This is a genomic window from Mycobacterium haemophilum DSM 44634, from assembly GCF_000340435.2.
GTDB classification, from domain to species: domain Bacteria; phylum Actinomycetota; class Actinomycetes; order Mycobacteriales; family Mycobacteriaceae; genus Mycobacterium; species Mycobacterium haemophilum.
The window spans coordinates 3,368,573-3,391,065 of the sequence record NZ_CP011883.2 but is presented as its reverse complement, the minus strand read 5'-3'; the positions used below and the strand labels follow the sequence as shown (position 1 = coordinate 3,391,065).

Genomic DNA, 22,493 nt, shown 5'->3' with positions numbered 1-22,493 from the left:
TTATGATTGACCTGGAGCAGCTCGGCTGGGAGGCCGAGACGGTTGGCGAACTCGATCACCGATTATTGAAGGCGCCGCATGTCAAACTACGCTCCGCAAATGAGGGACCCAAAGGGGACGTAGTCTATTGTGTCGACCTGCGTATCAATCAACCGAATGTCGAATTTCTATCGTCAACGGAAATGCATTCCCTCGAGCATTTCCTGCTCTATGGCTTTCTCAAATACTTACCACGGAATTTTCTATCTGTAGGCTTGATGGGATGCCAAACTGGCTTTTATCTGGTCCTTCATAACGAAGGCAATGTCGAAACGATCTGCAACACCTATGAAGCCATCCTCAACGATGTACTGGTGGCTAGTGAAGTGCCCTACGCCAACATCCAGCAGTGTGGCAACGCCGAAAATCACAGTGTGGAACTTGCCCAAGCCGTCGCCAAAAAGGTGCTGGATGCGCGAGCTAACTGGCGGCGGGTGGTATGACCGATATCCTGTCCACTAGGCGCGTCAAGTACGCGTCCGTAATCGAATACGAAGTTGTCAACGCGCCGAACCTCTTCGTTCCGGAAAGTACGGCTTTGCTATCGTCGGGGAAGGTCAAAAATGGTTGTCGCTTCGTGGTCGTTGATGAAAACGTGGATCGGCACTATGGCGATGAAATGCGAAGTTATTTCACTCGACATGGGATCAAGGCTAAGATCGTTGTATTCCCCGGTGGCGAAGAGAATAAGACTGCTGAATATTATTTCTCGATTGTTCGCGAACTAGATGCCTTCCCCATCCATCGCCGGGACGAACCGATCATCGCCATTGGCGGCGGCGTATTGACCGATGTGGTCGCTTTCGTGGCAAGCACCTATCGGCGCGGCGTGCCGCATATTAAAGTGCCTACCACATTGATGGGGTATGTCGATGGATCCGTAGGCATCAAGAACGGCATCAACTTCAATGGAAACAAGAACCGCCTCGGCGCCTTCCAGCCTCCACAAAAAGTGCTGCTCGATAAATCCTTCCTGCGTACGCTGCCGCGTCGTCACATCCTGAATGGTGTCTGCGAGATTATCAAGTTGGCGGTGATCGCAGATGCGGGTTTATTCCATTTATTGGAAGCCCACGGACCTGAAAGTGTCGACGTTCATCTGCAAAACGATGAAGGCTGTGAGATCCTGGACCGTGCGGTCGCAGGGATGCTTGCGGAACTAGAGCCCAATCTCTACGAGGTAGACCTCGACCGCAAAATGGATTTCGGTCATACCTTTAGTTACGGATTGGAAACCCACCACGCATCGGACCTTTTACATGGTGAGGCGGTGTTGCTCGACGTCCTCCTTTCGGTCTTGATCGCCCGCTCACGGAATCTGCTAGCCGATGAGGAAACGAGCCGGATTTTCGACCTGGTTGAAAAACTCACTGTCGGGTTGGATATGTCACTCTTGGAGCCGCATCTGCTCTGGGGCTCGTTACAGGAGCGCGTCTATCACCGTAACGGGTTGCAACGCGTACCCATGCCGCAAGGAATCGGAAGCTGTATCTTCCTGAACGATATTTCGTATGACGAAATATCGAACGCGACTAAAGCACTTGAGGATTGGATGGTCCTTGGATGATGACAACTTTTGATAATGTAGATGGAAACGAGATTGAGAAATTTGACAAAGTATCACAGACCTGGTGGGACCAGAAGGGCGAAATGGGGGCGCTTCATGCCGTGAATCCCTTGCGCACCAAATTCATCATGGAGAAACTCGCTGTTCAAAACGCAAAAGTTCTGGATGTAGGATGCGGTGGTGGAATCTTGTCGGAAACGTTAGCTAAAGCCGGCGCGCGTGTGACCGGCATAGACTTATCACTGCAGTCACTGGAAGCCGCACGCGATCACGCTCGAAGAGAAAAATTAAAGATCGAATACTTGTATGAGAGCGTCGAAGCGATCGCAGCGAAAAACGCAGAACGGTTTGACGTCGTCACCTGTATGGAAATGCTCGAACACGTGCCGGAGCCGCAGCAGATCGTCGCGGCATGCGCAGAAGCCCTGAAACCTGGGGGACACGCCTTCTTTTCTACGATCAACCGCACACGGAAGGCATTCCTGTTTGCCATCATCGGGGGCGAATATGTGCTGCGTCTGTTGCCACGTGGCACGCACGCGTATAGCAAATTGATCCGGCCGGGCGAATTGATAGCATGGAGTCGGGCCAGCGGCCTGGATTTTGTGAGGTTCGCTAGCTTGATTTACAATCCATTCACCAAGAAGTTTAAAGTCGCCGCAGATATTGTGGATGTCAACTACATGGCGCATTTCAGCAAGAAGAGCTAAGAATTCAAAGCGGAGTCACGGAGATGAAACGTTTCTTGGCCCTTTCCCGGACCACTCATGGCGTTCTGGATCTCGCCACTCCCGCATTTTGCGCCGGGCTTGCGCTGGGGAGCTTCCCTCCGTGGCGGGTCATTCTGCTTTCGGTCTTCACGGGCTTTGCCGCATATACAGCGATTTACGCATTGAATGACCTAGTTGGCAAAGCCGTAGATGAGGAGAAATTTGCAGGCGGCATCAATGCAGGTTATTCCGTCGAGGCTTCGGAGCTGCGCTATCCGTTAGCGCGGCAGGCGCTGAGTTATCGAAGTGGAATCCTGTGGTTTGCGCTGTGGTTTGTTGCTGCTCTCATCGGCTCCTATTTCCTTAACCCTGTCATTGTGGTGATCCTTATAGCAGCGGCCATTTTGGAAGCTGTCTATGTGCTTCTACTCAAAGTCACTTACTGGAGAACCGTCGTCAGTGGCTTGGTCAAATCCAGCGGGCCTGTTTGCGCCATCTTCGTTGTAGAACGTAACCCCTCTGCTGCCTTGGTCTTATTGGTGCTGGCCTGGGTCTTCTGCTGGGAGATCGGCGGACAAAACGTACCGGCCGACTGGAACGACACCGTGGAAGACGGACGTGTCAAGGCCAAGACCATTCCTCTAGAACTTGGCACGCACACAGCGGGTAACATCGTCCTGCTCGCATTGGGAGCCACAGTCCTCACCAGCCTATTCATGCCATTCGTTTCCCCGCTCAATCTCGGTATCCCGTACCTGTTGGCAAGCGCCGCGGCCGGTGTCTATTTGCTTCTCATACCGGCTTGGCAACTCCGCCGTAGTGGCGAGGGGAGACGAGCCGCGAAACTGTTCGACAGTGCAAGTTATTATCCGCTGGCTCAATTGCTCATCATCATAACTTTCGTTCTGATTAAGTAGTCCCTTGAACCGCCCCGTCAAGCAGGTGATGGCTGCGGCGCGCTCCTAGTCGTGGCGGGAGACCGTGGAATTGACCAGTGCCAACGGTGCCCGGCGAGCCGCGCAGTCAGATATCACCACGGTCCGACCGTCCGGCAGGCCGCTGTCGGCGGGGGTGATTGGCCATAATGTCGGCAGTGCCCGCTGCGATGCCGGGCCGGACCGGATCGGTGCACATCGTCTGCGTCACACACTGGCTTCTTCGATGCTGTAGGCCGGGCGTCGTTGTCTGAGGTGGGTCAGGTGCTGCGCCACCGCAGCGCGATGTCCACCGCGATCGACGCGAAGGTCGATGATGGTGCTCTGCATCCGCTGGCCCGGTCGTGGCCGGGAACCGCACCGGCTGGGGCCGATGACGGTGCCCGGAACGTGATGCGGCTCTAGCCGGGGACTCGATCATGAACACGTTGTGCGAGAACGTCACCGACTACTCGCCACGCGCCGGGCGGTGGGTTTCAAAGTCGAAGGCCTGAATAAGCTGCTGTGGAGCTTCGTCGCGTTCTGCGAAGAACGCAGAGTCACCGGCGTTCAGAACGACCTCGCGATCAATGGGCCACGGCGGGATCAAGGTTCCCGTCAGTGACGCTCTGGTTGTCCGCCGGATGGACGCGGTACGGATCTTCGCCCGCTATCAGTACGTACTGGACCCGGCCCCCAGATACCCCGGCGACATAACCATTGATTTTGTGGTAAAGGTGCTGAGATGCTAGTGTAGTTGACACGTGTCAAGTGCGTGGTACACGTTCACATAACTAAGTGCTTGAAGAAAGTGCTAGTGACTCAACTAAATCAAGACAACATAGAAATAATAGAAGATTGCTACTGGCCGATAGATCTGCCAGCGATATGTTGACTGTAGTGTTGAGGAGAATGTAACCGAGGTGCCAAATTTTAACGCATTACCACCCGAGATCAACGTTAGTAATATTCGCGGTCCGGGTTCTAAGCCGATACGGATCGCTGCAGCAACATGGGCCAGTCTGGCGGACGAGTTGCGTTCTGAGGCAGAGCAGTGGCGAAATCAAGTTATCGAGACGGAAGACTTGTTTAAAGGTGGGGCAGCGGGCAATTTTATAGCAGCGGCAGGACGGTACTATACCTGGCTGTATAAACACGCCTATACGGCCAGTGTGACCGCAGAGTATCTCAATCAAGCGGCGTCGGCCTACGAAACGACGGTCAACTTGATGGTGCCGACAGCTTCGATAGTGGCGAATCGCGCGGCTGCCTTAACCATGAAAACAACCAACCTTTTGGGGCAATTCACCACCAAAATCATGGAGCTGGACCGGGCGTACCAAGAGATGTGGGCCCAGAATGCGGAAGCGATGAATATCTATCAGTTTGTTGCCTTCGATATTATGAGGCTGGTTGAAGAAGCAAAGATTATGCCGGTGCCGGTGGTGATCTCCAACCCTTTCGGCGGCTTTGATGACGGTGAAAATATAATAATAAAATCCCTTCGACGGCTTTGATGCCACCGAAAATATAATAGTACAATACAAATCTAATTCTCTTGTTGGATTTGGTGTTGGCGGTGTTTGAGTTCTGACCGTTGGCGGCGCGCATCATTGAACCGGCCAGCAATGCTCCCTTGTACCACCCCGTCAAGCGAATGATGGCTGCGGCGCACTCCTAGTCGTGGCGGGAGACCGTGGAATTGACCAGTGCCAACAGTGCCCGGCGAGCCGCGCAGTCAGGTAGGCAGGCAAGCTCGTCGCGCGCTTGTGCTGCGTAGGTGCCGACGATTTCCTTCGCCTTAACCAATCCCGCTGCGGTTCGCAGCAATGCAAAGACTTCGGCGATGCTGTTGTTGGGGTTGCCCAGCGACTTGCGCATGGGCGGCGCTGGGCGACCTGCGCCTACGTCGGTGGCCGTTAACCCGCTGGGTTGGTCGGAGTTGCTGGCGATGGCGACAATGTCGTCGGAGATATGACAGGCGGTGCCGACCAGGCGGCCTATCCGCGACAGACAATTGGCCACCTCGTCACTTGCGCCGGAAAAGGTTACTCCCAACTGCGCGGAGGCCGCGACCAGCGATCCGGTCTTCTCGCGCACGCACTGCAGGTAGTGGTCCATCGGATCAACATGGTCGGCTGTTCCGCGGGTCTCGCGCATGTGCCCGGTGACCAGCTCGGCGAATGTCTCGGCGATCAGGAGAAACCCCCGCGGGCCCAGCCGCGAGCCTAGCTGCGAGGCCGTCGCAAACCGGTAGTCACCCGCGAGGATTGCGATGTTGTTATTCCAGCGGGTGTTCGCGCTGGATGTTCCACCGCGCACCGTCGCCGTTTCCGCGACGTCGTTGTGATGAAGCATCGCCCGGTGCATCATTTCGATGGCCGCCCCCGCGACCGTGACTTGCCACGCATCGGGATCCGGGCCAAGTTGTGCCGCAAGCACCGTGAAAAGGGGCCGGAATGGTGTGCCGTCGGTTTCGAAATAATGCGGTGCCGCGTCGCGGATTATCTGGTCGTCTTGGGAGAGCTCGCTGCTGATTAGCTCTTCGATTCGGGTTACGCCATCGTGGACACTTGCGGCGAATTGTGGGTCACCAAGGTTAACCCCCGCGGGCACCCCCACTGGTGAGCCCACGTGTACAACATAGGGTTCGCTGCAGCCATGCGCAATCGGGTTAGGGAATTCGTGCCGACCTAGGCGTCGTCGCGGTACTCAGTGCAGGGTCAAGGTCACCGTCTGGCCAAGCGCCGAGCCCGCCACCGTATTCGCCACGCGAGCCGGAAGCGCCACCAACACGACGCGGTCGGCGTCTGCGGCCTGGACTTTCTGCTTGGCCGACACGAGAACCACGACGGCGTCGGTGGCCAGTACCTTGCTGACTGCCGGCGCGTCGTTGGCCGGTGCAGCCAGCACATCGACCACATCGCCGACCCGGACCAGGTCGATCAGAGCGCTGTCCGTCAGATGCAGCGGCACGATACGGGCGCCCGGCCCGGCCGTCGACTCCGCTAGCCGAGTCCCCAGCAAACGGACATCGGTGAGCACTTCGCCGCGCCGTGTTGGGCTGGCCAGCGTCGAGCTGACCACGGCACCTAGGTCGGCTTGCGAACCATCGGGAACCGTTGTTGCCAAACGCTTCTCGAGGCGGACATCGTCGGGAGTCAACGCGGTGCCGGGCCGCAGGTCGCGGGCGGCAACTACCACCACGGCACGATCACTGTCTGGATTCGACCGCAGCGCCGCAACGCCGGCCAGCATGACTAGCCCGCCGGCGGCGGCTCGCCGAGCCAGCACGGTCCGGGTCCAGTCCGGACGCAACGCGGTCGATATTCGGCTGAATAGGCTTGGATTCAGCGATGATTCCCCCACGCCGCAACGGTAAGCGCTGCGCAGCGCCGGCGATGCCGGTCAGAAATCGCCTTGTGGATAACCGGCTAGCTCGAAGCCGCCGCGGTGGCCGGCGCAGCGGAGCTGCTTGATTTCTCGCTGGACCCAGACTTCTCGCTGGATCCCGAACTCGACCCCGAATCGCTCTTCGCGGACCCAGTGGTCGAACTGTTCGACTTTTTGCCTGATTCGCGGCTGTCGGTGCGGTAAAAGCCGCTGCCCTTGAACACCACGCCAACGGCGTTGAACAGCTTGCGCAGCCGACCGGAGCACTTGTCGCAGGTGGTCAGCGCATCCTCGGTGAAGGCCTGCACAACATCGAAGCGGTCGGCGCACTCGGTGCACTCGTAGCTGTAAGTCGGCACAAAAACCTCCGGGTAATATCGCCTGGTTTAGCACTCTACCGTGCCAAGTGCTAGAACCGCCACGTGATGGTGATCATTCCCCGCTCGGTAGCGCGATCACTCCACGCTCTGGCATAACCGCATGGGTCATTCGGACGTCGTGCGGCTCCGATGGCAACGCGTTGAGAAACTCGGGATCCCGCACGATCGCGATCAGCCGAGCGTGCGGATCCCGACCTGCCAGCGAGCGGTCGTAGAAGCCGCCGCCTCGGCCTAATCGCACGCCGTGGCGGTCGACTGCCAGCGCCGGGACCAGCACCAGGCTGGCTTCGGCCAGGGCCGAGGAGGGCAGCCATGGCTCGGGCGGCTCGAGCACCCCCCAGCGCCCGGGGGTAAGTCCACCGGGCCGGTACTCGCCCCACCGCAGCGGCAGTGGAGTCTCATCACCGCTGGTACGCGCAACCGGCAGCAGCACCCGTCCCGTTCTGCATAGCAACACATCCAGCATCTCGATAGCGCCCGGCTCGGTGCCTACCGGCACGTACGCGCAGACGGTGCTGGCGCTGGTCACCAGCAGTTCCAGGTGCTGGCTGAGCATCCTGGCCTCGGCGGCCCGAACGTCGTCGGCAACGTTACGCCGGGCCGCCAGCAGCTGTTTCCGCAACGCGGCCTTGCTCGCGGTCGCCATGCGCTCAACTTAGGACAACTTAGGGCACCCCCAGCTTTCGCACCGCCACATCGAGTCGGCAAACCCGGTGCACGTTATCGTGTGAACGATGTCACCCCCCCCAAGCGCGCAAGTCCCGATCCCATTCACGGCGATCGTCCCTGCGGCCGGCCTGGGCACCCGTTTCTTGCCAGCAACCAAAACGGTGCCCAAAGAGCTGCTGCCGGTCGTCGACACGCCTGGTATCGAGCTGGTCGCCGCCGAGGCCGCGGCGGCCGGGGCCGAACGTCTGGTGATCGTCACCTCCGAAGGCAAAGACGGGGTTGTCGCTCATTTCGTCCAAGACCTGGTGCTCGAGGGCACGCTGTTGGCGCGCGGCAACAAAGCCATGCTGGCCAAGGTGCGTCGTGCGCCGGAGCTCATCAAAGTTGAGTCCGTCGTGCAGGCCGAGCCGCTAGGACTGGGACATGCTATCGGCTGTGCGGAGCCCGCACTGGCGCCGGATGAGGACGCCGTCTCGGTGCTGCTGCCCGATGACTTGGTGTTGCCGACCGGTGTGCTGGAGACGATGTCGAAGGTGCGGGCCCGCCACGGCGGCACGGTGTTGTGTGCCATCGAGGTGGCGCCGGAGGAGATCAGCGCATACGGGGTTTTCGACGTCGAGCCGGTTCCCGGTGGGGACAATCCTGACGTGCTGAAGGTCATCGGCATGGTGGAAAAGCCCAAGGCCGAAGACGCCCCTTCGACGTTTGCGGCAGCCGGTCGCTATGTGCTCGATCGCGCAATCTTCGATGCGTTGCGTCGCGTCGACCGTGGCGCAGGCGGCGAGGTGCAGATCACCGACGCGATCGCGCTACTGATCAACGAGGGCCATCCGGTCCACGTCGTGGTGCATCGCGGATCTCGACACGACTTGGGAAATCCCGGCGGCTACCTGAAGGCTGCGGTTGACTTTGCGTTAGATCGTGACGACTATGGCCCGGATTTGCGGCGGTGGTTGGTGGCGCGGTTGGGCCTAACCGAGCAATAGCCTGGCTACCAGATTCCAAGAGCCGGCCACGGCGGGCCCGGCTCGCCCGACGCGGTGCCCGGCAGGGCTGAGGGCAGAAAGGCGCGCTTGTGCGTTCTGTGGAAGAGCAGCAGGCCCGGATCTCGGCCGCCGCGGTAGCCCCGCGGCCAATCCGGGTCGCCATTGCCGAGGCACAGGGATTGATGTGCGCCGAAGAAGTGGTGACCGAACGGCCATTGCCCGGTTTCGACCAGGCCGCGATCGACGGTTACGCGGTGCGCAGCGTCGACGTCATGGGTGTCGGTGAGTCGGGTGTCGGTGAATCCGATCCATCCGATGAGGATGGGCGTGAGGTGCTGACCTTGCCGGTGATGGGAACCATCGAGGCCGGTACGCGCACACCCAGCAGGCTGCAGCCCCGCCAGGCTGCCCGAGTGCAGACCGGGGCCCCGTTGCCGACGCTGGCCGATGCGGTCCTGCCGGTGCGGTGGACCGACGGCGGCCTGTCGCGGGTGCGGATTCTGCGCGGCGCGCCGTCGGGTGCCTACGTGCGGCGCGTGGGGGACGATGTGCAGCCTGGTGACGTCGCCGTGCGCGCCGGAACGATCATCGGGGCGGCCCAGGTGGGGCTGCTCGCGGCGGTCGGCCGCGAACGAGTGCTGGTGCACCCGCGGCCACGGCTGTCGGTCCTGGCCGTAGGTGGGGAGCTGGTCGACATCTCGCGCACCCCCGGCAACGGGCAGGTGTACGACGTCAACTCGTATGCATTGGCCGCGGCCGGCCGCGATGCCGGCGCGGAGGTGAACCGCATCGGCATCGTCAGCAACGACCCGAAGGAGCTCGGCGAAATCGTCGAGGGCCAGATCAGCCGGGCCGAGGTCGTGGTGATCGCCGGCGGAGTCGGGGGGGCGGCGGCCGAGGCGGTGCGGTCGGTGCTCTCGGAGCTGGGCGAGATGGAGGTCGTTCGCGTCGCCATGCATCCTGGCTCCGTTCAGGGCTTCGGGCAGCTGGGTCGCGAGGGCGTTCCGACATTTCTGCTGCCGGCCAATCCGGTTAGTGCTCTGGTGGTCTTCGAAGTAATGGTTCGGCCGTTGATCCGGCTGTCGCTGGGCAAGCGCCAACCAATGCGCCGGATCGTGCAGGCTCGCACGCTATCGCCGATCACTTCGGTGGCCGGGCGTAAAGGCTACCTGCGCGGTCAGCTGATGCGGGATCAGGACACCGGTGAATACCTGGTGCAGGCGCTGGGCGGCGCTCCTGGTGCGTCGTCGCATTTACTGGCGACGCTTGCCGAAGCAAACTGTCTGGTCGTAATTCCCAGTGGCGCCGAGCAGATTCGTACCGGTGAGATCGTCGACGTCGCCTTCCTTGCTCAGCGCGGCTGAGTGATCCGACTGCACGCTCTCGTGAACCTGTTGCGCTCCAATGCCCGGCACCCGGGTTGGCCGTTGAACGTGGGACCGCTGCGGGTTGCGGCTGGCGTGATCCGGTTGCGGGCGGTGCGGTTGCGCGATGGCGCGCAGTGGAGCCGCATCCGGTTGGCCGACCGCGCGTACCTCGAGCCGTGGGAACCCAGCACGGACGGCGATTGGGTGGTCCGGCACTCGGTTGCCGCGTGGCAGGTGCTGTGCTCGGGTCTGCGTTCGGAGGCCCGCAAAGGTCGCATGCTGCCGTACGCGATTGAACTCGACGGAAACTTCTGCGGTCAGTTGACCATTGGCAACGTTACCCACGGGGCGTTGCGGTCGGCGTGGATTGGCTATTGGGTATCGAGCTCGGCGACCGGTGGCGGGGTGGCAACCGGGGCGTTGGCGTTGGGCCTCGACCACTGCTTCGGCCCGGTCATGTTGCATCGGGTGGAGGCCACCGTGCGCCCCGAGAATGCGGCGAGCCGGGCCGTGCTGGCAAAGGTCGGATTCCGTGAAGAGGGCTTGTTGCGCCGCTACCTCGAGGTCGACCGGGCGTGGCGTGACCACCTGTTGATGGCCCTCACCATCGAAGAGGTCGCCGGGTCGGTGACGTCGAGCCTGGTCCGAGCCGGGCACGCTAGCTGGCTCTAGTCACGCGTCTGGTGAAAAGCTGCCTCCGTCGTGTGGCTGACGTGACACGAGTGACGTTTGGTGCTTGCGGTGCTTGTCCTAGGGAAATTACAGGTGTGTAATTGTCCTGGTCGCGTTGACCCGGGTCGGGTTGGTCACCGATCGGCCTCGCCGGGGAAAGGAACAGGTCATCATGCCGAGCATCCCCCAATCGCTGCTGTGGATTTCGTTGGTGGTGCTGTGGCTGTTCGTGCTGGTGCCGATGCTGATCAGCAAACGTGACGCGGTTCGGCGCACCAGCGATGTGGCGTTGGCGACTCGGGTGCTCAACGGCGATGCCGGTGTCCGACTGCTCAAGCGAGGCCGTCCCGCCGCCGGTCATCGCAGCGACCCCGACTGGAAGCCGGATGAGGACTGGCGGCAGGACTCGGTCGAGGGTGAGTTCGCCGATGCTGACCAGGACCTCGACGAAGACCAGGACCAAAACGTCGACGATATGCGGCGTCCACGTCCGGTGGTCATGGAGGTTGCGGCGGCCGGGCCCACCGATCCCGACTACCTGGACGTCGACGTCGTCGAGGATTCGGCGGCGCTGCCGGCCGGGGAAAACGGCGAGGTAACTGAGCCCGTCCTGCTTGCCGCCGACGCTGAGGCTGAGCACGAGCAAGGTGACCGGTACGAATACGTCGACGACTCGTCGGGCCTAGAGCTCGAGCAGCAGGACGACGAGTCGCCGGCGACAGTCGCGCCGGCTGTTTCACGGCAGCGTCGGTACGACACCAAGACCGCCGCCGCGGTCAGTGCGCGCAAGTACGCGTTCCGCAAGCGGGTGCTGATGGTGATGGCGATCATCTTGGTCGGCTCGGCCACCGCGGCGTTCGAAGTGGATTCGAGCGCCTGGTGGATCTGCGGTAGCGCCACCGCCGTCACGGTGCTCTATCTGGCCTATTTGCGCCGGCAAACCCGGATCGAGGAGAAGGTGCGTCGCCGTCGGATCCATCGGATGGCACGTGCTCGGCTCGGCGTGGAGAACGCTCGTGACCGTGAATTTGACGTGGTCCCGTCGCGGCTGCGGCGTCCGGGCGCGGTGGTCCTGGAAATCGATGACGAGGACCCCATCTTCGAGCACCTGGACTACGAGATGCCGATCCGGACGTTTGGCTGGCCCAGGGACCTACCGCGAGCCGTGGGCCAGTAGCGCCCGCGACGGTGCTGGGGCTGTCCTGGAACTGGTAGCCTGCTAGCAATCAGGGGCTATGGCGCAGTTGGTAGCGCGACTCGTTCGCATCGAGTAGGTCAGGGGTTCGATTCCCCTTAGCTCCACCATGTGATGTGTCAAGACATCGGAATAGGTCCGAACCCTCGGTTAGGGTTCGGGCTTTTTCTTTGGGTGGGTGCTGGGGGCGGTGCGGGGTTGGTAGTTCCTGGTCGGGTCCAGTATTAGCTGGCGGATGAGTTCGCCGGTGGCGGCGTTGATGATTCGGATGTTGAGGTCTTGGATGAGTAACAGGACACGGGTGTGGGCGTGGGTTCGGCCGATGCCGATGTGGTGGAGTTGTCCGGCGTGGCGCAGGGTGAGTTTTCCGAATTGGTCGATGCGGTCGCGGCGGACTCGGTTGTGGGTGTCGGGCTGTTTGCTGGGGGTGGCTTTGGGTCGGGCGGTGTAGGTGGTTGCCGGGGTGGCGTGATGGGGTAGTTCGCGGTGTGGGCGGTGGCGGTTGTAGATGTCGGTGAACTCATTAAGTTGGGTTTGTAGTTCGGTGATGGTGGTAGCGCGGGGCTGGGCGGTGAGCCATTTTTTGAGGGTCTGGTGGAAGCGCTCGACTTTTCCGCAGGTGGTCGGGTGATTAGGCGTGGAGTTGATCTGGGTGACGCCTAGGCGGTGCAGTTCGGTTTCAAAGTGGTTGCGTCCGCCTTTGCCGCCGGAGAAGCAGGTGGTGAACACCATGCCGTTGTCGGTCAAGGTTGAGTATGGAATGCCATGGGTGGCTATGGCTTTGCGGAATTCGGCTAGGACGATGGAGCCGGTGACGCGGCGATGGGCGGTGACCGAGAGGGCGTAGCGGGCGTGATCGTCGATCCAGTTCAAGATCTCGACGTGGGTAGCGTCGGCGAGCCACCAGTGGGTGAAGTCGGCTTGCCAGCGTTCGTTGGGTTGTTCGGCGGCAAAGCGGATGTAGGAGGACTTGGGTCGCCGCTAAGGGGTGGAGGTGATCAAGCCGGCCGCTGCCAGGTGACGGTGGATGCTGGGCACCGACACCACTAGACCGTGGTGATGGCGCAGGTGCCAGGCGATGGTGTGGGGCCCGTGGTCGAGTCCTTTGCTGGCCAGATCGTTGCGCAGGCCAATGATCAGATCGATGGTGGCCTGGGGCAGCCGGGTCGGGCTGGTGTGCGGCCGACGCGAGCGTGGCTCGAACGCGGCCGCACCTTCGAGGCGATAACGCTTGACCAGGCGCGAAATCCACCCCTGGGAAACCCCCTACTGCTGAGCCACCTCAGATTGGCTACGACCCTCGACAACGACAGCAGTGATAACCAGACGGGCTTTCGACACCCACCCAACATCGGTTCATCAACCTATTCCGATGTCTTGAGACATGCTATTCCGATGTCCTGAGACCACACACCCTTAGCTCCACCCGTGATGAGTCAAGACATTGGCAAATCGGTCTGTGGAGACCATGTCGTTGTCGGTGCGGGTGGAAGCTGGAATACCGTGCTGTTCAACAGTTTTGCTGAACGTGGCGGCCGGGACGGTGCGGCCGGTAACGCGGCGATGCGCGGTGACTGAGAGGGCACTTCCACCGAGTCGTCACGCGCGGCCTTAGCGACCACTCGGGACATCTCCGGGCGCCCGTACTATCCGTGTGACACCAGTCGCCCAGCGTGCATTCTGTTGTGATGCCAAAAATCAGCTGAGCATTTGCTAAGACGGGTGTGCCGCACCGGATCTCGTCACCGGCCCGCCCTATTGTCGAAGCATGAGCACCAAGTACTACCTGCAAAAAGTACCGGTCGAATCCGTCGAGCCGGGTTTCTCGCTGGCCATCCGACACGACGGCGATTACCGTCTATTCCAGGTCGAATGCACCCAGATGTCTCAGCGCAGCGGCCAACCTGTGATGTTCACGCTGACGTCCGAGCCGGTCAATGGCGGTGACCCCTGGGTCGTCGAGTACGAAGCGGGCACGCCAATCGTGCGGCTCCTCGGAGTTTGCGCGGCCGCCTCGTAACGTTAGACGCGCCTCATCCGGGCTTACTGGCGGTGACGAACTGCAGCACGCGTTGTGCTTGCTGCTGGATGTTCACCAGCCCGGCCGACGAAAACAGGTCGACGAACGTCTGTCGGTCGAAGACCGTGAGCCCGATCGAGCGGGCGGCAGTGGTCAGGGCGTACCGGACCGCAGCGGCTTGCCCGGCATAGCTGGTCAGGATCGCGATCCGGCCGCCAGGCCGGAGCACTCGCACCATCTCGTGCGCGACCCGGAACGGCTCCGGCATCAGGTACAGCGCGCCGAAACAGCAGACAGCGTCGAATGTTTCATCGTCAAAGGGCAGCAGGTGCGCGTCACCGCGGACATAACATGTCCGCGGTCCGCTGTTGTCCAGCACTGCTCGCGTTAGCATCGGCGCAGAAATGTCGAATCCGACCGCGAGGCTGCCGTCCGGCAGTCGTTGTGCCAGCGGCGCGGTGAAATTGCCTGGCCCGCAAGCGACGTCGAGCAATCGTGTCGCATTCGATAGACGCAGCGCCGCCGCCGCGCGATGCTGCTCGGCTCGGGTGGTGACGCCGCTGGCGGCGTAAAAGGAGGTCGGGCGCCACAGCCGTTCGTACACGGTCGCAACGAACCGGCTGTTCATGGCCCGCTGAGCCAAGGTCGGGGCCAAAGAACTCGTCGATTCGCCCAGCACGTCCAAAAAACCGTTCCGCAGGACGGCGGTCGTGTTGAGCAGACCGCGGGTCAACTCGAGCGGGTCCTGGCTTGGGTTGTTGTCGCAATTCACTGAGGACAGCCTAGTGTCGGCGCCCCGACGCGCGTCTTGTTGCCGCCGCAGCAGCAGAAGCCATACCCTGAGTCGCATCGGACCGCGAGACGAGAACGGGGTGGCGGGTTCATGGCAATGCGGGCACCGCGAGTCCCGTGTCTAACCCCTGAGACCCCCGGGATGTCGCAGTGGCCGAGTTGATCGCCGATCGGGCCGAAGAGCTTGCGGCAATGGACATCTTCCAGGGTTGTTCCGCCGAGGACTTGATGTCGTTAGCGGCCAGCGTTAAGCCCCTGGTGGCCGCGGCCGGCCAGGTGCTGATGCAGCAGGGCGAGAAAGCCGTTTCGTTCCTGCTGATCTCGTCGGGTACTGCCGAGGTGAGGCGTGTCGGCGACGACGGCGCAGTGATCGTCGGGCAGGCGTCCCACGGCATGATCATTGGCGAGATCGCTTTGCTGCGTGACGGCCGGAGGACGGCAACGGTTACCACGACCGAACCACTGACCGGTTGGGTAGGTGACACCGACGCCTTCGCCCAGATGGTGCAGATTCCCGGTATCACGCGGCGGCTGTTGCGCACGGTCCGGCAGCGTCTCGCCGGGTTCATCACGCCCATCCCCATACAACTTCGCGACGGCAGCCACCTGATGTTGCGTCCTGTCCTCCCCGGCGACGCCGAGCGCAGCCTGCGGGGTCACGTCCGATTCTCCCGCGAGACGCTGTATTTGCGGTTTATGTCGGCTCGTGCTCCCAGCGAGGAGCTGATGCACTACCTATCCGAGGTCGACTACGTCGACCATTTCGTCTGGGTGGTGACCGACGGGGGTGATCCGGTGGCCGACGCCCGGTTCGTCCGTGATGAGAGTGATCCGACAGTCGCCGAGATCGCGTTCACCGTCGCCGATGCCTATCAGGGTCGGGGCGTCGGGACCTTCCTGATCGGCGCGTTGTCTATCGCCGCTCATGTCAACGGAGTCACTAGATTTTCCGCGCGGATGCTTACTGACAACGGGCCCATGCGCGCGATCATGGACCATCACGGCGCAGTCTGGCAGCGCGACGACATCGGCGTCGTCACCACCGTCATCGATGTGCCCCGCCAGCGGGACCTCATCATCGGGCGTGCGATGGCTGACCAGATCGCGGGCGTTGTTCGTCAGGTAATCGGGGCGGTCGGTTGAGCTGCTTGCGGCCGTTCACGATTGGTGCGGTCGTGACGCTCGTGGCCACCGGATGCGCGCGGTCGCCCACACCCGAGCCGGTTCAGCCCTCGCTGCCGCTGTCGGCTCATGGCGCCGGCGTCCACCCGGCCAACATCCGTAGGATCGGTCGCGAGCTGCCGCCCGACTATGAGGTGACCAACGGCATCCCCAGCGCGGCCTCACCGAGATTGATCTGGGGACTAGCAGCGGATGCGACGACGAAGTCGTCGCAGTGCGCGACGCTCGCCGACCCTGGCCGTGGACACGACCAATCCGCGCAGGGCGTGTCCGGGTCAGGTGCGGGCGGCATCGTCGACGCGGTGGTGGTGGCCTTGCCGGGGCCGGTGGCCGTCGGCCGTGACCTCCTCACGGCGTGTGGGCAATGGACCATGACGGCCGGGCGTGCCGCCGCCAGTGTCCGCCTCACCGACGCGCCGCGCATCGACGGCGTCGATACCCTAGGCATGACCGCCGACGTGCGGACATCCGTCGAGTCCGGCGCCGAAACCAATTCGCGGACATACACATTCACAGCGTACCTGGGCAACTACTACGCATTCACTACATTGACCACCGACCCTGGCTCAGCGCTCCCAGCGCTGGCCCCGCAATTCGCCGCGGATCTGCTGGTCAAAACGGTGTCCACGTTGCGCAGCTGAACGTCTACCTTGGGTAGATTGGCCACGATGTTGAAGATGGTATTCGCGGTCGCATCCGCGTGCTTGCTCGCCGGCTGCTCATCGGGCCCGGCTACCTCTTCGACGAAGGTCAACATCGCCAAGGTCACGGACCTGAAGTCGAGCTTCGGGTCTGACTTCAATGTCACCAGCATTGGTGAAAGGGCGATCGATCCCAAGCTGCTGTCGGCGCGGAAGCTGCCCGACGGACTGACCTTCGATCCGGCGGATTGCGCGAAACTGGCGGTCGGGCCTGCGATGCCGCCGGACATGCAAGGCAATATGGCGGCGGTCTCCGCTGAGGGCCATGGCAACCGGTTCATCGTCATCGCGGTGGAGACTTCCAAGCCGTTTCCGCTCAACGATCCTGGGCAGGGCTGCACGAAGGTGTCATTCTCCGGGGCCCAAGTGCGGGGCGGAATCGAGGTAATCGATGCGCCGCACATCGAGGAGGCGCGCACGCTGGCTGTGCGCCGCGTCCTGCAGACGGTGGTAGCCGGGACACCCCGCACCGGCGAGCTTTACGACTACACCGCTGCGTTCGGCGACTATCAGGTGATCGTCATCGCCAATCCGCTGGTAGTCCCGGGACAGCCGGTGGTGCCGGTGGACACGCAGCGTGCCCGCGACTTGCTCGTCAAGGCGGTGAGCACGATCCGAACCTAGCGCACGTCGCGTGGTCGGAACTGGATGCTGACCCGCGGGCCTGTTGGCGCGGACGTCTTGGGGACCGCGTGCTCCCAGGTGCGTTGGCAGGAGCCGCCCATCACCAGCAGATCGCCGTGTGCCAGTGGCAGGCGCAACGACGGGCCGCCGCCGCGTTTACGTAACGCGAAGACTCGTGTGGCGCCGAGGCTGACGATCGCCACCATGGTGTCCTGGAAGCTGCTCCGGCCGACAGTGTCGCCATGCCAGGCGACACTGTCGGAACCGTCGCGATAACAGCACAATCCGACAGTGGTGAAGGGCTCACCCAGCTCGCCGGCGTAGATGTCGTTGAGTCTGCGGCGCAGCCGCGTCAGCAGTGGATGCGGAGGATCTTCGGTTGTCAGGTCGTGAAAACTCACCAGCCGGGGCACGTCGACCACCTTGTCGTACATCTGCCGGCGTTCAGCACGCCACGACACCCCAGACAACAACGCGTCCAGCAGCTCCGCTCCGTCTGTCAGCCAGCCGCAGCGGAGCTCAATAAAGGCGCCGTCACCGAGTTGTCGTCGCTCGTGATGCTCGAACAGTGAGCCCTGCAGCGCGATCCCCACGGCGACCAGTCTATCGCACATTCGTTCGATTAACGGGGATCGATGGGTTGGTGCATGATGCGACCGGTCGCGTCGGCGCGGCTACGGTTCTCACTGTGACTGTTGCCGAGCTGGGCGCGTATTCCGAGGTGGGGGCGCTGCGGGTCGCCATCTTGCACCGTCCGGGCGCCGAACTGCGGCGACTCAACCCGCGCAACAACGATCAGCTGCTCTTCGACGGGCTGCCCCGGGTCTCGCGCGCGCAGGAGGAGCACGACCAATTCGCCGAACTACTGCGCTCCCGCGGCGTGGAAGTGTTGCTGCTGTCTGACCTGCTGATTGAAGCTTTGGCGAGTGGGGCCGCCCGGATGCATGGGGTCGGCGCGGCCGTAGATGCACGGCGTCTTGGTACGGCGTTGGCACAAGAACTTTCGGCGTATCTGCGCGGCCTCGACCCGGTCACGCTGGCCCACGTGTTGACGGCTGGGATGACGTTCAACGAGCTTCCGCCAGACACCCGGAACGATGTGTCGTTGGTGCTTCGCATGCATCATGGGGCGGATTTCGTCATTGAGCCGTTGCCGAATCTGGTGTTCACCAGGGACTCGTCGATCTGGGTCGGGCCGCGGGTGGTGATCCCCACCCTGGCGCTACGGGCCCGCGTTCGCGAGGCGTCGCTGACCGACCTGATCTATGCCCATCATCCGCGCTTCACCGGCGTGCGGAAGGCCTACGAATCAAGGTCAGCGCCCGTCGAAGGTGGTGACGTACTGCTACTCGCCCCGGGCGTGATCGCGGTGGGGGTGGGTGAGCGGACCACTCCTGCCGGCGCGGAAGCGTTGGCGCGCAGCCTTTTTGACGATGATCTTGCGCACACGGTGCTCGCGGTCCCGATCGCGCAGCGACGCGCGCAGATGCACCTGGACACCGTGTGCACGTTGGTCGACACGGACACGGTGCTGATGTATGCCAACATCGTCGATACGCTCACGGCATTCGCGATCCAGCGCACGCCCCATGGTGTGACCGTTAGCGACGCCGCTCCATTTCTCGAGGCGGCCGCAAGGGCGATCGGCATCGACAAGTTGCGGGTCATCGACACCGGGTTGGATCCCGTAACCGCCGAACGTGAACAGTGGGACGACGGCAACAACACGTTGGCATTGGAGCCCGGCGTTGTTGTCGCCTATGAGCGCAACGTACAGACCAACATCCGCCTGCAGGACGCGGGCATCGAAGTACTGACCATCGCGGGTTCTGAATTGGGTACCGGTCGCGGCGGGCCGCGCTGCATGTCCTGCCCTATTGCCCGCGATCCGCTGTAGCTCTCGGCGCCGACCGCCGGGCCAGTGCGTCGCGCGCCCGGTGAACGACGACATTCGGCCGATCCTCGTTGATCACCTTGATCACGTGCCAACCAAGACGATCGAGTATCTCGGTTCGGCGAACGTCTCTCACATACTGGCGCCGATCCTGGCGATGCTGGTCGCCGTCATATTCGAGAGCCACCATCGGCTCTTCCCACCCCATGTCGAGATGTGCCACGAATTGGCCATCGGTGACTTGGATCTGGGTGGTAGGCCGAGGTAGGCCAGCATCGATGAGGACGAGCCGCAGCCAGCTTTCTTTTGGCGACTGGGCTCCTCCGTCCATCAGGGAGATAGCCGCTCGGCAATGTCGTGCACCTCTGGCTCCCTTATTGCGGGTAGCTATCGGCATGATGTCCGCGGCCGTGAGGTTGGTCGCGGCGGCCAGCGCGTCCAGGTGGGCGACCGCGACACCCCGTGGCAGATGGCGTGCAAGGTCGAACGCTGTGCGCGCCAGACTGGTGACGAGTAGCTCGCCCCGCCCAACGACGTCCTCATCGCTGATCCGTTCCCGCCGAACGATGATGCCCGGCGGTGGATGGTGGAACGGACCTACAAGCTCGACCGGGGTGAAGTCGTCAACCCATTTCGCTCCGTGCAGTGCCGCTGCAGCGCGGCCCGCCACAATGGCCCTTCGGCCTGACCATAACCAGGCCGCGTGGATGTTGTCCCGCAGCGACCTGACCGTGTCCTTTGGTAGGTAGACGTCGTGATGGATTTTTCGGTAGTTCCAACGTAATTGGCCGCGGGTCAAGGCGCCGCGTGCTATGGCTTCGCTTCCTAGAAACACCCCCGTCACACGATCTATGGTGTCCGTTGCCACCGACATGTCGTCGAGATTGCCGTCGTGGTCGTGGTCAGCGCCGCAATCGCAGCCCTCACTGCAATCTCGGTGCAGCAACTAGCGCCAACTGGGCAGCCAGATCTCCATGTTCCAGGTCTGTTGCGAGATAGGCAGACCGGTGAGCACCGGAAACAGCCAAACGAAGTTTGTCACCACTAACGCCACATAGCAGGAGACCACGATTAGCCCGAGTGTGCGTCGTTCGGAGCTCTGATTACGGGCGTAGAGAATGTCGCCGAGGATCAGCGCGATGCCCATGACTAGGAACGGCGCCATCGTCGCCGCGTAGAAGAAGTACATCTGCCGGTCGATGTCGGCGAACCACGGCAGCCACCCCGCGCAATACCCGAGCAAAACAGCCGCGTAGCGCCAGTCTCGCCGAATGACCGCCCGCCAAGTCGCGTAGACCAGGACAGGCACCGCTAGCCACCACATCGCGGGCGTGCCGACCAGCATCTCGGCCTTGACACATGACTGTGCCCCACAACCGGGCACGTCCTGCTGATCAATCGCGTACAGTACCGGCCGCAACGACATTGGCCAGCTCCACGGTTTGGATTCCCACGGGTGGTAGTTGCCCGCCGAATTCGTCAGGCCGGCATGGAATTGCAGTGCCTTGGCGTGGTAGTACCACAGCGAGCGAATGGCGTCGGGCAGTGGGATCACCCCGTGGCGCCCAATTGTTTGACCGACCTGGTATCGGTCGATCGCGGTCTCGGACGCGAACCACGGCGCGTAGCTGGCTAGGTACACCAGCACGGGGATGAGCCCCAGCGCATATCCGGCGGGGACAACGTCACGTCGTAGGACTCCCAGCCATGGCCTGTGTATCTGGTACTGCCGCCGCGCCGCCACATCAAACGCCAACGACATCACACCAAAGAACAGCACGAAATACAGGCCGGACCACTTTGTCGCACAAGCCAATCCAAGCAGCACCCCGGCCAGGAAACGCCACCAACGTACACCGAGCCGCGGACCATAAGCTGTTTCGCTGGACCGCCCCTCCGTGAGCGCTATGTGCATTCGTTGGCGGACCTGATCGCGGTCGACGACGAGGGCGCCGAACGCCGCGACCACGAAGAAGGTGAGGAAGCCGTCGAGCAGTGCGGTGCGCGCGGTGACAAAGCTGACGCCGTCGCAGATAATCAACAACCCCGCGATAGCGCCGACCAGCGTCGAGCGGGTGATCCGCCGCACGATCCGCAGCACCAGTGCCACCATGACCACGCCGAGCAGCGCACCGGTGAATCGCCAGCCCACGCCGTTGTATCCGAAGATGGCCTCGCCGATGGCAATCAATTGTTTACCGACTGGGGGATGAACGACCAGGCCGAAGCCGGGGTTGTCTTCCACCCCATGGTTGTGCAACAACTGCCACGCCTGCGGCGCGTAGTGCTTCTCGTCAAAGATGGGTGTGCCGGCATCGGTCGGCGAGCTCAGATTGAGGAAACGCGTCACAGTTGCTAGCACGGTGATGACGCCGGTCGCGATCCAACCGCGCACGTCGTCGGTTGGCCCGAAATCTGCTACCGGCACCAGCGGCCCTGGACTAATGACGGGCATCGGGGGCTCCGCGGGGTTTTCCAAGGCGACGGGGGTTTCGCGGGGCGGGGCGGTCATTACGTCGATCGTAGGCTGTCCGTCATGACCGATGGTCGCCTGTTGCTGGGTGCCACCCCGTTGGGCCAACCCTTGGATGCGTCGAGAAGGTTGACCGACGCGCTGCGTTGTGCCGATGTGGTGGCGGCCGAAGACACCCGGCGGGCGCGAACTTTGGCGAAAACCCTCGGCGTGGCCATCACCGGCCGACTGATCAGCCTGTTCGACCAGGTGGAGGCCGCGCGGGTGTCTGCCTTGGTAGCCGACATCGAAGCTGGCGCCACGGTGCTGGTGATCAGCGATGCTGGAATGCCGGTGATCAGCGACCCCGGTTATCGGCTGGTCGCGGCGTGCATCGCTGCTGGCCTGCCGGTGCGGTGTCTGCCCGGGCCGTCCGCGGTGACGACGGCGCTGGCCGTGTCCGGTCTTCCGTCGGAGAAGTTCTGTTTCGAGGGTTTCGCACCACGTAAGAGCTCGGCACGCAGCACCTGGTTGGCTTCGCTGGCCGACGAACGGCGCACCTGTGTGTTCTTCGAATCGCCGCGCCGGTTGGCCGCATGCCTGCGCGATGCCGTCGACCAGCTCGGCGGTTCTCGTCCGGCGGTGGTTTGCCGGGAGCTGACCAAGGTGCATGAGGAGGTGGTGCGCGGATCGCTCGACGAGTTAGCAGCCTGGGCGGCCGACGGTGTGCTCGGTGAGATCACCGTTGTGCTGGCCGGTGCAACTCCGCGCGCCGACTTGTCCTTGCTAGTCGCTGAGGTGGAGAACCTCATCGCAGGAGGTGCCCGCGTCAAGGACGCGTGCGGCCAGGTGGCCGCTGTGCATTCGGCGGTGCGCTCGCGCCAGCTCTACGACGCGGTCTTGAGGTCACGCCAGGCGGGAAGGTAACTGAGCGGG

At 62.4% G+C, this 22,493-nt stretch carries 27 protein-coding genes and 1 tRNA gene; 18 read left to right on the top strand and 10 right to left on the bottom strand.

Annotation, left to right across the window (positions count from 1 at the left end):
* The first annotated feature begins 2 nt into the window (after window positions 1-2).
* The 6 genes from B586_RS15835 to B586_RS15810 all read left to right on the top strand — a co-directional run bounded on the left by B586_RS15835 (window position 3) and on the right by B586_RS15810 (window position 4,747).
* Window positions 3-482, top strand: a complete 480-nt coding sequence (locus B586_RS15835; RefSeq protein WP_047314333.1) for an S-ribosylhomocysteine lyase — start codon at window positions 3-5, stop codon at window positions 480-482.
* Entirely contained in the window at window positions 479-1,606 is a 1,128-nt protein-coding gene (locus B586_RS15830) for a sedoheptulose 7-phosphate cyclase (RefSeq protein WP_047314334.1), read from the top strand. Before B586_RS15835 ends, B586_RS15830 begins: the two co-directional genes overlap by 4 nt.
* Window positions 1,603-2,316: a bifunctional 2-polyprenyl-6-hydroxyphenol methylase/3-demethylubiquinol 3-O-methyltransferase UbiG gene (gene ubiG, locus B586_RS15825; RefSeq protein ID WP_211141510.1), complete on the top strand. Its 714-nt coding sequence runs from the start codon at window positions 1,603-1,605 to the stop codon at window positions 2,314-2,316. Before B586_RS15830 ends, ubiG begins: the two co-directional genes overlap by 4 nt.
* A gap of 23 nt (window positions 2,317-2,339) precedes the next feature.
* A complete protein-coding gene (locus B586_RS15820) occupies window positions 2,340-3,233 on the top strand; it encodes a UbiA prenyltransferase family protein (RefSeq protein ID WP_047314336.1) in 894 nt (297 codons plus the stop codon).
* A gap of 264 nt (window positions 3,234-3,497) precedes the next feature.
* Window positions 3,498-3,656: a hypothetical protein gene (locus tag B586_RS21665; RefSeq protein ID WP_211141508.1), complete on the top strand. Its 159-nt coding sequence runs from the start codon at window positions 3,498-3,500 to the stop codon at window positions 3,654-3,656.
* A gap of 497 nt (window positions 3,657-4,153) precedes the next feature.
* Complete coding sequence (locus B586_RS15810) at window positions 4,154-4,747, top strand: PPE family protein (protein WP_054879457.1); 594 nt, start codon at window positions 4,154-4,156, stop codon at window positions 4,745-4,747.
* Between the two features lie 160 nt (window positions 4,748-4,907).
* Here B586_RS15810 and B586_RS15805 read toward each other — a convergent pair whose 3' ends face one another.
* The 4 genes from B586_RS15805 to B586_RS15790 all read right to left on the bottom strand — a co-directional run bounded on the left by B586_RS15805 (window position 4,908) and on the right by B586_RS15790 (window position 7,649).
* Entirely contained in the window at window positions 4,908-5,864 is a 957-nt protein-coding gene (locus tag B586_RS15805) for a polyprenyl synthetase family protein (RefSeq protein WP_168162557.1), read from the bottom strand.
* 78 nt (window positions 5,865-5,942) lie between these two features.
* Window positions 5,943-6,599 (bottom strand): SAF domain-containing protein, encoded by a 657-nt coding sequence (locus tag B586_RS15800; RefSeq protein WP_047314337.1) that lies wholly within the window; start codon window positions 6,597-6,599, stop codon window positions 5,943-5,945.
* A gap of 65 nt (window positions 6,600-6,664) precedes the next feature.
* A complete protein-coding gene (locus tag B586_RS15795) occupies window positions 6,665-6,982 on the bottom strand; it encodes an FmdB family zinc ribbon protein (RefSeq protein WP_047314338.1) in 318 nt (105 codons plus the stop codon).
* Window positions 6,983-7,055: 73 nt separating this feature from the next.
* Window positions 7,056-7,649, bottom strand: coding sequence for a 5-formyltetrahydrofolate cyclo-ligase (locus B586_RS15790; RefSeq protein WP_054879458.1), 594 nt, complete (start codon window positions 7,647-7,649; stop codon window positions 7,056-7,058).
* Window positions 7,650-7,737: 88 nt separating this feature from the next.
* On the opposite strand from B586_RS15790, the gene B586_RS15785 reads away from it, so the two are divergent.
* From B586_RS15785 to B586_RS15765, 5 genes are all read left to right on the top strand, one after another.
* Window positions 7,738-8,658, top strand: a complete 921-nt coding sequence (locus B586_RS15785; protein ID WP_047314340.1) for a UTP--glucose-1-phosphate uridylyltransferase — start codon at window positions 7,738-7,740, stop codon at window positions 8,656-8,658.
* Between the two features lie 89 nt (window positions 8,659-8,747).
* The gene (gene glp / locus B586_RS15780) at window positions 8,748-10,022 is read left to right on the top strand and encodes a molybdotransferase-like divisome protein Glp (RefSeq protein WP_047314341.1); all 1,275 of its coding nucleotides are present in this window, start codon (window positions 8,748-8,750) and stop codon (window positions 10,020-10,022) included.
* 21 nt (window positions 10,023-10,043) lie between these two features.
* Window positions 10,044-10,697 (top strand): GNAT family N-acetyltransferase, encoded by a 654-nt coding sequence (locus tag B586_RS15775; RefSeq protein ID WP_054880872.1) that lies wholly within the window; start codon window positions 10,044-10,046, stop codon window positions 10,695-10,697.
* Between the two features lie 172 nt (window positions 10,698-10,869).
* A complete protein-coding gene (sepX, locus tag B586_RS15770) occupies window positions 10,870-11,874 on the top strand; it encodes a divisome protein SepX/GlpR (RefSeq protein ID WP_054880873.1) in 1,005 nt (334 codons plus the stop codon).
* A 52-nt stretch (window positions 11,875-11,926) separates the two neighbouring features.
* Window positions 11,927-12,002, top strand: a tRNA-Ala gene (locus tag B586_RS15765).
* Between the two features lie 40 nt (window positions 12,003-12,042).
* Here B586_RS15765 and B586_RS15760 read toward each other — a convergent pair.
* Together B586_RS15760 and B586_RS22210 are read right to left on the bottom strand one after the other, a co-directional pair.
* Complete coding sequence (locus tag B586_RS15760; protein WP_236971421.1) at window positions 12,043-12,852, bottom strand: integrase core domain-containing protein; 810 nt, start codon at window positions 12,850-12,852, stop codon at window positions 12,043-12,045.
* A gap of 21 nt (window positions 12,853-12,873) precedes the next feature.
* Entirely contained in the window at window positions 12,874-13,131 is a 258-nt protein-coding gene (locus tag B586_RS22210) for a helix-turn-helix domain-containing protein (RefSeq protein WP_236971419.1), read from the bottom strand.
* Window positions 13,132-13,323: 192 nt separating this feature from the next.
* Between B586_RS22210 and B586_RS21105 the strand changes: the two genes are divergently transcribed.
* Together B586_RS21105 and B586_RS15755 are read left to right on the top strand one after the other, a co-directional pair.
* Window positions 13,324-13,470, top strand: a complete 147-nt coding sequence (locus tag B586_RS21105) for a hypothetical protein (RefSeq protein ID WP_156406811.1) — start codon at window positions 13,324-13,326, stop codon at window positions 13,468-13,470.
* A 190-nt stretch (window positions 13,471-13,660) separates the two neighbouring features.
* The gene (locus B586_RS15755; protein ID WP_047314342.1) at window positions 13,661-13,912 is read left to right on the top strand and encodes a hypothetical protein; all 252 of its coding nucleotides are present in this window, start codon (window positions 13,661-13,663) and stop codon (window positions 13,910-13,912) included.
* Between the two features lie 13 nt (window positions 13,913-13,925).
* Here B586_RS15755 and B586_RS15750 read toward each other — a convergent pair whose 3' ends face one another.
* Window positions 13,926-14,684, bottom strand: coding sequence for a class I SAM-dependent methyltransferase (locus B586_RS15750; RefSeq protein ID WP_047314343.1), 759 nt, complete (start codon window positions 14,682-14,684; stop codon window positions 13,926-13,928).
* A 212-nt stretch (window positions 14,685-14,896) separates the two neighbouring features.
* Between B586_RS15750 and B586_RS15745 the strand changes: the two genes are divergently transcribed.
* Genes B586_RS15745 through B586_RS15735 form a run of 3 tightly spaced genes read left to right on the top strand, consistent with a single transcriptional unit; the run spans window position 14,897 to window position 17,211 of the window.
* Entirely contained in the window at window positions 14,897-15,847 is a 951-nt protein-coding gene (locus tag B586_RS15745) for a GNAT family N-acetyltransferase (protein WP_156406902.1), read from the top strand.
* A 5-nt stretch (window positions 15,848-15,852) separates the two neighbouring features.
* On the top strand, window positions 15,853-16,527 hold the full coding sequence (locus B586_RS15740; RefSeq protein ID WP_054880874.1) for a DUF5642 family protein: 675 nt from the start codon (window positions 15,853-15,855) through the stop codon (window positions 16,525-16,527).
* Window positions 16,528-16,554: 27 nt separating this feature from the next.
* Window positions 16,555-17,211, top strand: coding sequence for a DUF5642 family protein (locus B586_RS15735; protein ID WP_047314345.1), 657 nt, complete (start codon window positions 16,555-16,557; stop codon window positions 17,209-17,211).
* Here B586_RS15735 and B586_RS15730 read toward each other — a convergent pair.
* Window positions 17,208-17,804 (bottom strand): alpha-ketoglutarate-dependent dioxygenase AlkB, encoded by a 597-nt coding sequence (locus tag B586_RS15730; RefSeq protein ID WP_211141506.1) that lies wholly within the window; start codon window positions 17,802-17,804, stop codon window positions 17,208-17,210. The two genes, B586_RS15735 and B586_RS15730, sit on opposite strands and share 4 nt — an antisense overlap.
* Before the next feature lie 95 nt (window positions 17,805-17,899).
* On the opposite strand from B586_RS15730, the gene arcA reads away from it, so the two are divergent.
* On the top strand, window positions 17,900-19,108 hold the full coding sequence (arcA, locus tag B586_RS15725; RefSeq protein WP_054880875.1) for an arginine deiminase: 1,209 nt from the start codon (window positions 17,900-17,902) through the stop codon (window positions 19,106-19,108).
* Here arcA and B586_RS15720 read toward each other — a convergent pair.
* Entirely contained in the window at window positions 19,086-19,949 is an 864-nt protein-coding gene (locus B586_RS15720; RefSeq protein WP_168162556.1) for an endonuclease domain-containing protein, read from the bottom strand. The genes arcA and B586_RS15720 overlap by 23 nt on opposite strands.
* A gap of 102 nt (window positions 19,950-20,051) precedes the next feature.
* Entirely contained in the window at window positions 20,052-21,617 is a 1,566-nt protein-coding gene (locus B586_RS15715) for a dolichyl-phosphate-mannose--protein mannosyltransferase (protein ID WP_082607658.1), read from the bottom strand.
* A gap of 24 nt (window positions 21,618-21,641) precedes the next feature.
* On the opposite strand from B586_RS15715, the gene rsmI reads away from it, so the two are divergent.
* Window positions 21,642-22,484, top strand: a complete 843-nt coding sequence (gene rsmI / locus B586_RS15710) for a 16S rRNA (cytidine(1402)-2'-O)-methyltransferase (protein ID WP_054879461.1) — start codon at window positions 21,642-21,644, stop codon at window positions 22,482-22,484.
* Window positions 22,485-22,493: the final 9 nt, after the last annotated feature.